A 10,529-nucleotide genomic window follows, 5' to 3' on the forward strand; every position below is an offset into this window, starting at 1 on the left:
GCTCGGATTGATTGATGGCTGGTTCGAAGATTATAACGAGAACCATCCGCACTCAGGGCTGAAATGGCGCTCGCCCCGCGAGTTCATCGCAGCTCAAAACGCAACCGCCTGAGTGTCCGGTGAAATAGGGGCAAGATCAGTAGGCTGGCCCGTCGCCGGACTGCCGCACGCTCGGATTGAGGCCGATATAGGCGACAAGATGATCGGCAGAGGCAAAGCGGTCGATGCGCCCGATTGCAGCCATCACGCCGACGGCGACAACCATGTCGATGCCTGGAATCGTCATCAGCCGCCTTACATCGGCATCTTCCAGCGCCATGGCGGCGATGTCCCGTTCGACCTGTCTTTGCGCCTCGGTTTGCCGGTCATACTCTTCGAGGTGACGCTTGATCGCGGCACGCTCGTCTTCGGGAAAAACCTGTGCCTGCAACCAGACCCGCCCTTTCCCGCCAAAGAGATCGGCGTGCGGACAGCGCGGTGCCAGATGCGCATGCAGGATGGACTGCACGATGGATTTCAGCCGCACCCGGCTCTTCACCAACTGGTTTCGGCGCGTGACTTGCCGACGGCGGGCCAAAGTCTTTTCGTCGGGAATCCACACCTCGGGCAGAAAGCCTGCGGCGTAGAGCCTTGCCAGAACCCGTGCATCGATCTTGTCCGTCTTGGTCTTCGCCCGGGCGATCAGATGCACCTGAAACGGATTTGCAATCACAACCCGCGAGACGTTCGGCACCAGGATTTCCAATACCGCTGTCGCATTTCCCGTCGCCTCCACTACGACGTGATCTGTCGACCTCAACGTTGTCGCGAACGCCAGGAGATGATCCCGCGTCATGCTGACGCGTCCAAGTCGCCTGTATTCGCCATCCTCAAGCGCCACCGCCTCGGCGAAGACGCGATGAATATCCAGCCCAATGATCCGCATTTCTCCCTCCTTTGCCACAGAAGCGGGAGCTGGCGGGCACGCGGCATCTACAGATCCGTGCTCTCGGCACATCCGGGCAAGCCGCAGGGGCGACCACATAACGGCACGGGCTCTCAGCCCAGGTCTGTTGCTCGGTCTGCCCGCACTCACGTGCTCCCGATGCCCCGAACCCCGGATACACTCATCATAGCATCAGCCCAAAAAAGCACCGAAGGATTCGAAGCACCGACCCAATCATGCCGGATAACGGCCAGGTCGAGCGGATGAACCGAACGATTAAGGACGCGACGGTGAAACGATATCATAACGATAGCCATGATCAGCTGCGAACGCACCTCGCCGACTTCATGGACGCATACAACTTCGCTCGCAGGCTCAAGACGCTCAGCGGCCTCACGCCCTACGAATACATCTGCAAGATCTGGACTTCAGAGCCAGATCGATTCATCCTAAAGCCGATCCACCAGATGCCGGGACTGAACACCTAGGGTATAAGTCACCCATCAACTACGAAAGGACCACCGCTGAAGGGCTTGAATCTCGAAGCCCATAATCGTCCATCAAAGCGGGGAACCCCAAGTCCAGTCAGGCCATTTCCATGATCCGATGTATTGCACTCCTTGCCCCACTGATTGCCCTGCTTGGCTGCACCGAACCCGTCACGAGCGACACGCAGTCGCGCATTTTGTTGCTGGGGGATTCGCTGATGGCCATGCATCGCAGCCAGGGCAAGAGCGTGGCGCATTCGCTTGAGCAGGCGTTGGACGAACCGGTGATCGACCGGTCGGTCGCGGGGGCGCGGTATCTTTATGCGCTGCCCATTTCGGGCAGTATGGGGCTGAACATCACCAAACAATATCGCCCCGGCAACTGGGACTGGATCGTGCTGAACGGCGGCGGCAACGATATCTGGATGGGCTGCGGCTGCGGCCCTTGTGAGCGGCGTATCGGCCGGCTGATTTCCGAGGATGGGCATCGCGGGCGTATCCCCGGGTTCTTGTCCAAGCTGCGCCAGACCGGGGCGCAGGTGGTGTTCGTGGGCTACCTGCGCACCCCTGGTGTGACTTCGCCGATCGAAGGTTGCACCGATGACGGCGATGAAATGGACCGGCGTCTTTCCCGCCTTGCCGCGCTGGACCAGGGCCTGCATTTCGTGTCCCTGGCCGATCTGGTGCCACATGGTGACCGATCCTATCACGGGCTGGATCTGATCCACCCGTCGGTCAAGGGCAGTCGGGCCATCGGCAAACGCATCGCCGAGGTGATCAGCAATCCGGCGAACGATGCTGATTGAACGGTCGCCTGAATAGAAACGCAGCAAGTCCGCCCGGGGAAACGGGAAATCCGGCGATCAGGCGATTTGTGCGATAGCGCGCATTTCGCCCAACAAGCGTGCGCCCCGGGGGCGCATCCATGACCTCGCCGGCCATGGCCGGCGCTAGACGGCGGGACAGGGGGCGCCGAGTTCCCGGCGTTGACATGAACAGTGATTCATGTTTCATATATCGTAGGTCACCTGCAACGACCTATGGGAGGAGAACCAGAATGAAGACGCTATTTGCAACGGCGGCCGCGCTGTGCGCGATGGCCGCGCCGCTTTCGGCGGAAATCCGAATTGCCCATGTCTACGGCAAGTCGGGCCCGTACGAAGCCTACGCCGCGCAATCGCATAACGGCCTGATGATGGGCATCGAGTATGCGACGGACGGCACGATGAAGGTGAACGGTGAAGACATCACCGTGATCGAGAAGGACACGCAACTCAAACCCGATGTCGGCAAGACGCTGCTGGCCGAGGCGTACGGCGATGACGACGCGCATCTCGCCGTGGGACCGGTCAGCTCGGGTGTCGCGCTGGCGATGCTGCCGGTGGCACAGGAATACGAACGCCTCCTGCTGGTCGAACCCGCCGTGGCGGATTCGATCACCGGGAAGAACTGGAACCGCTACATTTTCCGCACCGGGCGCAATTCGTCGCAGGATGCGGTGGCCAACGCTGTCGCCATCGGGGACGAGGGCGTCACCATTGCCACGCTGGCGCAGGACTATGCCTTCGGTCGTGACGGGGTTGCCGCTTTCCGCGAGGCGCTGGACGGCACCGGGGCCACCATCGCGCACGAGGAATACGTGCCCGCCGACACCACCGACTTCACCGCCGCGGCGGAACGCATCTTCAACGCGATGAAGGATATCGAGGGCGAAAAGCGCCTGTTCATCATCTGGGCCGGCGGCGGCAACCCGATGGGCAAGATCAACGCGATGGACCCATCCCGCTTTGGCATCGAGATCGCCACCGGCGGCAACATCCTGGCGGCGCTCAAGGCCTACAAGGAGCTGCCGGGCCTGGAGGGGGCGACCTATTACTACTACGAGATCCCGGAAAACCCGGTGAACGACTGGCTGGTCGAGGAACATTTCGACCGCTTCGGCACGCCGCCCGATTTCTTCACTGCCGGGGGCGTGTCGGCCGGAATCGCTGTGGTTGAGGCGCTGCGTCGTGCCGGGACCACCGACACCGAGGCACTGATCGAGACCATGGAAGGGATGGAATTCGAAACGCCCAAGGGCATGATGAGGTTCCGCCCCGAAGATCACCAGGCGCTGCAATCCATGTATCACTTCCGCACCGAGATTCAGGAGGGCAAGGATTACGGTGTGCCGGTGTTGGTGCGCGAGCTTGGCATCGGGGACATGGATATCCCGATCCGCAACTGACCCCGGGGTCACCCCGGCACGGGGCGGTCGCCGATGCGCGGCCGCTCCCACCATGACATCACCACCGGAGGCGCGAGCGCGATGCATCATCCGATCCTGGAGACAGCCGGGCTGACCGTCCGGTTCGGGGGCCATGTTGCCGTGGACGCGGTAAGCTGCGCCTTCAAGGCCGGGGAGCTGACCGCCATCGTCGGGCCCAACGGGGCCGGCAAGACAACCTACTTCAACCTGATCTCGGGCCAGGTCGCGGCGACGGCGGGAACCGTCACCCTGGCAGGTGACGACATCACCCGCCGCTCGGTATCGCAGCGCTGCCGCGCCGGGCTGGGGCGGGCGTTCCAGTTGACCAACCTGTTTCCAAGGCTCAGCGTGCTTGAAAACGTCCGCCTGGTGGTCCAGGCGCAAGGCACGGGGCGGGTCAGTCTGCTGTCGATGGCCGAGCGCGATACCGACCTGACCGACACCGCGATGCAGGTCTTGCGACGCGTGCGGCTCGACGACCTGGCCGGGCAGACGGTGGCGGAACTCAGCCACGGCAACCAGCGCAAGCTGGAGGTGGCGATTCTGGTGGCGTTGAATCCCAGGGTTTACATGTTCGACGAACCCACCGCCGGCATGAGCGTGGACGAGGCGCCCGTGGTGCTGGACCTGATCGCCGAGCTGAAGCGCGACCACACCCGCACCGTGCTGCTGGTCGAGCACAAGATGGACGTGATCCGCACCCTCGCCGACCGCATCATCGTGCTGCACAACGGCGCGCTGGTGGCCGATGGCGAGCCGGCCGCGGTGATCGCCTCGGACGTGGTGCAGGAAGCCTACATGGGAAAGGATCTGGCCGATGTCTGAGCCGATACTGACGCTGGAAGGCGTATATACCGACATCGCGCAGTACCATATCCTGCACGATCTGGATCTGGCGGTGCCGCGCGGCGGCGTCACCATGCTGCTGGGGCGCAACGGCGTGGGCAAGACGACCACGTTACGCACGATAATGGGTCTTTGGCGCACGAAACGGGGCACGATCACGCTCGACGGTCGCGACCTGGGCGCCATGGCAACGGCCGAGCGCGCGCGCCTCGGCATCGGGTACGTGCCCGAGGACATGGGCATCTTCAGCGACCTTACAGTGGCCGAGAACATGACCCTCGCGGCGGCGTCGGGGCCGCTGGACGCGGCGCGGCTGGAATGGATATTCGCCGCTTTTCCGCCGCTGCGTACCTTCTGGCGCAGCGAAGCGGGCAACCTGTCGGGCGGGCAGAAACAGATGCTGGCCATCGCCCGCGCGATGGCCGAGGAACGCCGGCTCTACCTGATCGACGAGCCGACCAAGGGGCTGGCCCCGGCGATCATCTCGACCATGGCCGGCGCGCTGCGCGATCTGAAGAGCCGCGGCGCCTCGATCCTGCTGGTCGAGCAGAATTTCGCCGTCGCCAAGGCGCTGGGCGACAGCGCTGCGGTGATGGATGACGGGCGCGTGATCTGGGCCGGCGCGATGGCCGAGCTGGCCGGTGACGCCGCATTGCAGGAACGCCTTATGGGCCTGAGCATGGAGACGGCATGATGACCGACGCCCCCGGACACAACCCCACCCTGGCCGCGCTGTCGGCGAGCGACAGGATCGGGCAGGCGATGCCGTTCATCCTGGTGCCGCTGGTCGTGGTGGCGGGTTTCCTGGCCATCGGATCATCCTCGAGTTGGCTTACGCTGACGGTGGCGGGCCTGGCCATGGGCATGATGATCTTTCTCATGGCCTCGGGCCTGACGCTGGTGTTCGGGCTGATGGACGTGATCAATTTCGGCCATGGCGCCTTTATCTCGGTGGGCGCTTTCGTGGGGGTCAGTGTGCTGATCGGGTTCGGCGGCTGGACCTCGGCGCCGTCGCTGGGGCTGAACCTGGCGGCGGTGGCGCTGGCGATACTGGCCGCCATCGCGGTAACCGGGGTGTTGGGCTGGGGGTTCGAGCGGGTCATCGTGCGCCCCGTCTACGGCCAGCACCTGCACCAGATCCTTGTCACCGTGGGCGGGCTGATCGTGATCGAGCAGTTGATCCAGGTGGTCTGGGGCCCGCACGAGATATTCATCAATCGCCCCGAGACCTTGCAAGGCGCGATCACCTACGCGGGCGCGGCGCTTGAGAAGTACCGCCTGCTGGCGGTGGCGCTGGGGCTGATGGTGTTCGTGGCGATGCGGCTGGTGCTGCGGCGCACCAAGATCGGGCTGATCGTCCGCGCCGGGGTGCAGAACGGCGAAATGGTGCAGGCGCTGGGATACCGGCTGCGGCTGGTCTTTATCGGGGTGTTCGTCGCCGGCTCGGCGCTGGCCGGGCTGGGCGGCGTGATGTGGGGCCTCTACCAGGGGGTGATCACCGCCGGAATGGGCGAGGAGATGATGATCCTCGTGTTCATCGTGGTGATCATCGGCGGCCTGGGTTCGGTCGAGGGCGCATTCATTGGCGCGCTTCTGGTGGGGCTGTCTCAGAACTACATCGCGTTTCTGGCACCGAAACTGGCGCTCATTTCAAATATCGGGCTGATGGCTGCGATCCTGATGTGGCGCCCGCAGGGCATGATGCCCGTGGTCAAGGCGAAGTGACATGATCGACACCATTCTTTCCGGCGACCGGCCACGGTCCATGACGCTGGCGGCGCTGCTGCTGATCATCCTTGTCGGTTTGGCGCTGGCGCCGTTCCTGTTTCCCGGCGTGCGGTCGCTGGAGACGGCTGCGCGCATCTGCATCTTCATCGTGCTGGTGGCCAGCTATGACCTGCTTCTGGGCTATACCGGGATCGTCAGTTTTGCGCACACGATGTTCTTCGGGCTGGGGGCCTATGGGGTGGCGCTGACCTCGGTCCACATGGGGCGTGGCTTCGACGCGCTGGCCGTGGGCACCGTGGCAGGCGCGCTGGCGGCGGCGGTGCTGGCCTTCGTGATCGGGTTGCTCTCGCTCAGGGTCAGGGCAATCTTCTTTGCCATGATCACCCTGGCGGTGGCCTCGGCGGTGGCGGTGCTGGTCAGCCAGCTGTCGCAGATCACCGGCGGCGAAGACGGCCTGAACTACCTGATCCCGCGCGAGCTGACCCCCGCATTCCGCTTTGGCGAGGCGTTCGGCGTCAAGCTCAACGGGCGGCTGCTGGCCTATTACCTTGTGTTCGGGGCCTGCCTGTTGCTGTTCCTGTTGCTGCTGCGGGTGGTCAATTCGCCCTTCGGCCGGGTGCTGGAGGCGATCCGCGAGAACGATTTTCGTGCCGAGGCGATCGGCTACCGCGTGGTGGCCTACCGGACCCTGGCGACCTGCTTGTCGGCCGCGGTGGCGGCGGTGGCGGGCAGTATCTTCGCGATCTGGCTGCGCTATGTCGGACCCGACACGACGTTGTCGTTCTCGATCATGCTGGACATCCTGCTGATGGTGGTGATCGGCGGCATGGGCACGATGTACGGCGCGGTGATCGGCGCGACGCTGTTCGTGCTGGCGCAAAACTACCTGCAAACGCTTATGGGGTCCGCGTCGGACGCGACCTCGGCGCTGCCGCTGATCCCCGACCTACTCAGCCCCGATCGCTGGATGCTGTGGCTGGGGGTGCTGTTCGTGCTCAGCGTCTATTTCTTCCCTACCGGGATCGTCGGGCGGCTGCGCGGCGCGCGATGATGCCGCCACCCGTGCCATCCTCGCCCGCGGCCACGGGGCCGCGCCGGGCGCTGATCCTGCTGCACGGCTGGACGATGACGGGCCGCGTCTTCGACGGGCTGGCGGCACGGCTGGGGCCGGGGCTCGCCCCGGTGGCGCCCGACCTACCGGGCCATGGCACTGCCGCCGATGCGCCGCCGACGCTGGCCGCAGGCGCCGAAACCTTGGCCCGCTGCATTGCCGCGCAGGCCGGTTCACCGCCCATCGTGCTGGGCTGGTCGATGGGCGCGGCGGTGGCGTGGGAGTATATCGCGCGCCATGGCTGCAACGCACTGGGCGGGCTGGTTACGGTGGACATGAGCCCCCGGATGCTCAACGCGCCCGGCTGGCCGCACGGCCTGCTGGGCCAGAGCGCCGCCGACGTCGCCGCCACCACCCAGAGGATGGCGCAGGACTGGGGAAGCATCACCCATTCCATTGCCGCGACGATGTACGCCACCCCCGAGGGCGCCCCGGGGTTCAGCCGCGCCGAAACCCGCGCCGCCATCCTGACGCAGGATGCGCAGGTGATGCGGCGGATGTGGGATGCTCTGCTGGCGATGGATGCGCGCGACACGATCGCGCGGATCGACTGCCCCTACCTGGTCTGCCGCGGTGCGGCGAGCCGGGTCTACCCGGCCTCGGCCACCGAATGGATATGCTCGACCGCGCCCGATGCCCGTGCGCAGGTGTTCACGCGCTCCGGGCATTCGCCACACCTTGAGGAGCCCGCGGCCTTCGCCCGCGCCATCGAGCGTTTCGCGGCGACGTTGGGCTGAGCGCGACCGCTTGGCGCCGCTGTGCGCCCGTCAGGCCCTGGCGCCGTGAAACAGCTCGGCGGGGGCCTTGACCAGCGCGCGGCCCTCGCACAGCAGCGTGCCATCGGGCAGGGTGCAGCGCGCCCAGAGATCGACAAGCTGCTTTTCGGGGCGCAGGCGGGTCACCTCGACCGCGGCGGTGATCTCGGTATCCAGCGGCGCGGGGGCCTCGAAGCGCAAGTCCTGCTTGAGGTAGTTGGTCCCCGGCCCCGGCAGGTGAACGCCCAGAAGGTACGACACCATCCCGGCGATCAGCGGCTCGGGCACATGTGCGCCCGCCGGCGCGCCACTCAACCCGGCGAAGGCGCGCAGGTCGCCGGCGGAAAACGCGCGCGCGGTGGTGACGGTGGCGCCGCGGCTCAGCATTCGATCCGCGCCTCGCCGCTCAGCAGCGCGGCGCCGTCGGCGGCGCGGGTGGCCTGCATTTCCACCACGCCCGGCGCGGATTCGCGGATATGCAGCTCAACCGGCTCATCGGCATAAGCGGGGTGGGAAAACATCATGCTCTGCTCCAACTGGCGCGCGCCGGGCCGTGCCTGCCGCAGCAGCCCCCATAACTTGGCATAGATCAGCATGCCGTGGCTCACCGTGCGGCCGAACCCGGTGCGGGCCGAAAACGCGGGGTCCACATGGATGGGGTTGTCATCACCCGATACGCGCGCGAATTCGTCGAACTCGGCCTGTGTCGGGGTCCAGCGGGCGGTTGCCTCGATCGTCATTGCAGGGAGTCCCTCAACTGGGGTTTGCGTACCTTGCCGGCGGCCGTGCGGGGAAGCTCGTCGACCGCGACGACCCGCGCCGGCGCCTTGTAGGCGGCCAGCCTTTCGCGGCACCACTGGCGCAACGCCTGCGGGTCGATGCGCCCGCCGGGGCGGGCGATGACGAAAGCCACGCCGACCTCGCCCCATTTCGCATCGTTCACGCCCACGACCGCCGCTTCCAGCACATCCGGGTGGTCGTCGATCACACGCTCGACCTCGGCCGGGTAGACGTTTTCGCCGCCCGAGATGTACATGTCCTTGATCCGATCGACGATGTAGAGATAGCCGTCGTTGTCGCGCCGCCCGACATCGCCGGTTTTCAGCCAGCCATCGGCGGTGAAGGTGTCGGCGGTGGCCTGGGGGTTCTCGAAATAGCCCGGCGTGATGCCGGGGCCGCGCAGTTCGACCTCGCCGGTGCCGGGCGTGCCGGGGGGCACGCCGGCGAGGCGCATCTCGGTCAGCATCTGCGCGCGCCCGACCGATCCGATCTTGTCGGCCGCACGCGTCGGGTCCATCAGGAACACTGTGGGCCCGGTTTCCGTCATGCCGAACCCGTTGAGCACCATTGCCCCGCGCTCGGCAAAGAACCGGATCAGCGGCGCGGGCAACGGCGCACCACCGCAGCCGCAGCGAATTGCCTGCCAATCGACCGCATCCACGTTTTCCGACAGCGAGAACGCCTGGTAGATCGCCGGCACGCCGAAAAACTGCGTCACCGCGCCGTCGCGCAACAGCCCCAGCAGCGTTTCGGCTTCGAAGCGCGGCACGATGGTGGACCGCCCGCCGTTCAGGAACACCGGCAGCGTGTAGAGGTTGATGCCGGCGGTATGAAACAGCGGCAGGAAGTTGACCGCGCTGTCGTCGCCGGTCAGGCCGATGGCCTGCCCGATATTGACGGCGTTGGCCCAGCACATGCGCGCCGTCTGGATCACCGCCTTGGGCCGGCCGGTGGTCCCCGAGGTGAACAGCAGATACCACGGTCGCCCGGCAGGCACCGGGGCGGTGCGGGGCCGTCCCCCCTGCGCGATCCAGCCTGCCAGTTCGTTGGCAATGTCGGTGGTCGCGATCCCGGTTTGTGCCGCGATTTCACCGGCCAGCGCGGAATGTGCGGCATCGTGGATCAGCAGTTGCGGCGCCACCGGGGCAATCGTGTCGACCAGTTCGGGCGCCGGCTGCCGCCAGTTGAGCGGGCACAGGATGACGCCGGTTTTCTGGCAGGCGAACAGCGTGACGAAGAACTCGGCGCAGTTGTGGCACAAGATGGCGATGCGCGTGCCTTCGGCGATGCCGCGCGCTTCCATCCCCGCCGCCACGGCATCGGCGGCGCGGTTGATCTCGGCAAAGCTCCAGTGTCGGCCGCTGTCATGTTCGGTGAAGGCCGTCGCGTCGCCGGACAACTCGGCGCGTTTGAGGGCCATGTCGGGAACCGTGTCGAACATGCCTCTACCTCCCTTGGGCGGCAAGAAACGTTTTCATCCGCGCGCCGGTCTGCGGGGTGGCGATACGGCGGCGGAAGGCGGTGGCTTCGGCATCCAGCCGGGCGCGTACCGCCGCGCGGCGCGGCGCGTCCCAGATCAGCGCCTTGACCTCGGCCAGGGTGTCGAGGTCGGCATCTGTCTCTTATACACATCTGACGCTGCCGACGA

Annotated in this window: 12 protein-coding genes and 2 pseudogenes; 10 read left to right on the plus strand and 4 right to left on the minus strand. The window is 65.8% G+C overall.

What is annotated here, in order from left to right; genetic code table 11:
• Positions 1 to 112, plus strand: a 112-nt coding sequence (locus Q0L89_RS12745; RefSeq protein ID WP_296765769.1) for an integrase core domain-containing protein, incomplete at its 5' end; no start/stop codon positions are given.
• Between the two features lie 36 nt (positions 113 to 148).
• Here the strand turns inward: Q0L89_RS12745 and Q0L89_RS12750 are convergent.
• A pseudogene (locus tag Q0L89_RS12750) lies at positions 149 to 925 on the minus strand (IS110 family transposase); the annotation flags it as partial.
• 245 nt (positions 926 to 1,170) lie between these two features.
• Between Q0L89_RS12750 and Q0L89_RS12755 the strand changes: the two are divergent.
• From Q0L89_RS12755 to Q0L89_RS12790, 8 genes and pseudogenes are all read left to right on the plus strand, one after another.
• Positions 1,171 to 1,413 (plus strand): annotated as a pseudogene (locus Q0L89_RS12755) (integrase core domain-containing protein); the annotation flags it as partial.
• A 110-nt stretch (positions 1,414 to 1,523) separates the two neighbouring features.
• Positions 1,524 to 2,219, plus strand: coding sequence for an SGNH/GDSL hydrolase family protein (locus Q0L89_RS12760; RefSeq protein WP_296765744.1), 696 nt, complete (start codon positions 1,524 to 1,526; stop codon positions 2,217 to 2,219).
• A 251-nt stretch (positions 2,220 to 2,470) separates the two neighbouring features.
• The gene (locus tag Q0L89_RS12765; RefSeq protein WP_296765746.1) at positions 2,471 to 3,640 is read left to right on the plus strand and encodes a substrate-binding domain-containing protein; all 1,170 of its coding nucleotides are present in this window, start codon (positions 2,471 to 2,473) and stop codon (positions 3,638 to 3,640) included.
• An 81-nt stretch (positions 3,641 to 3,721) separates the two neighbouring features.
• On the plus strand, positions 3,722 to 4,486 hold the full coding sequence (locus tag Q0L89_RS12770; RefSeq protein WP_296765748.1) for an ABC transporter ATP-binding protein: 765 nt from the start codon (positions 3,722 to 3,724) through the stop codon (positions 4,484 to 4,486).
• Positions 4,479 to 5,201: an ABC transporter ATP-binding protein gene (locus tag Q0L89_RS12775; protein ID WP_296765750.1), complete on the plus strand. Its 723-nt coding sequence runs from the start codon at positions 4,479 to 4,481 to the stop codon at positions 5,199 to 5,201. Before Q0L89_RS12770 ends, Q0L89_RS12775 begins: the two co-directional genes overlap by 8 nt.
• Positions 5,201 to 6,232, plus strand: a complete 1,032-nt coding sequence (locus Q0L89_RS12780; protein WP_296765752.1) for a branched-chain amino acid ABC transporter permease — start codon at positions 5,201 to 5,203, stop codon at positions 6,230 to 6,232. The genes Q0L89_RS12775 and Q0L89_RS12780 overlap by 1 nt, the downstream gene beginning before the upstream one ends.
• A gap of 1 nt (position 6,233) precedes the next feature.
• Positions 6,234 to 7,286: a branched-chain amino acid ABC transporter permease gene (locus tag Q0L89_RS12785; RefSeq protein WP_296765755.1), complete on the plus strand. Its 1,053-nt coding sequence runs from the start codon at positions 6,234 to 6,236 to the stop codon at positions 7,284 to 7,286.
• Positions 7,286 to 8,083: an alpha/beta fold hydrolase gene (locus Q0L89_RS12790; RefSeq protein WP_296765758.1), complete on the plus strand. Its 798-nt coding sequence runs from the start codon at positions 7,286 to 7,288 to the stop codon at positions 8,081 to 8,083. The genes Q0L89_RS12785 and Q0L89_RS12790 overlap by 1 nt, the downstream gene beginning before the upstream one ends.
• A gap of 30 nt (positions 8,084 to 8,113) precedes the next feature.
• Here the strand turns inward: Q0L89_RS12790 and Q0L89_RS12795 are convergent, their stop codons facing one another.
• From Q0L89_RS12795 to Q0L89_RS12805, 3 genes are read right to left on the minus strand one after another with little or no spacing between them, the layout of a single operon-like run.
• Entirely contained in the window at positions 8,114 to 8,488 is a 375-nt protein-coding gene (locus tag Q0L89_RS12795) for a phosphate acetyltransferase (protein WP_296765760.1), read from the minus strand.
• Positions 8,482 to 8,841: a MaoC family dehydratase gene (locus tag Q0L89_RS12800; protein WP_296765761.1), complete on the minus strand. Its 360-nt coding sequence runs from the start codon at positions 8,839 to 8,841 to the stop codon at positions 8,482 to 8,484. The genes Q0L89_RS12795 and Q0L89_RS12800 overlap by 7 nt, the downstream gene beginning before the upstream one ends.
• Positions 8,838 to 10,322 carry an AMP-binding protein gene (locus Q0L89_RS12805; protein WP_296765764.1) on the minus strand — a complete coding sequence of 495 codons (1,485 nt, stop codon included), beginning with the start codon at positions 10,320 to 10,322 and terminating at the stop codon, positions 8,838 to 8,840. Before Q0L89_RS12805 ends, Q0L89_RS12800 begins: the two co-directional genes overlap by 4 nt.
• A gap of 13 nt (positions 10,323 to 10,335) precedes the next feature.
• Between Q0L89_RS12805 and Q0L89_RS12810 the strand changes: the two genes are divergently transcribed.
• On the plus strand, positions 10,336 to 10,529 hold a 194-nt coding region (locus Q0L89_RS12810; RefSeq protein ID WP_296765766.1), incomplete at its 3' end, for a hypothetical protein.

The sequence above is a fragment of the Sediminimonas sp. genome, assembly GCF_024637375.1.
Lineage (GTDB): Bacteria > Pseudomonadota > Alphaproteobacteria > Rhodobacterales > Rhodobacteraceae > Sediminimonas.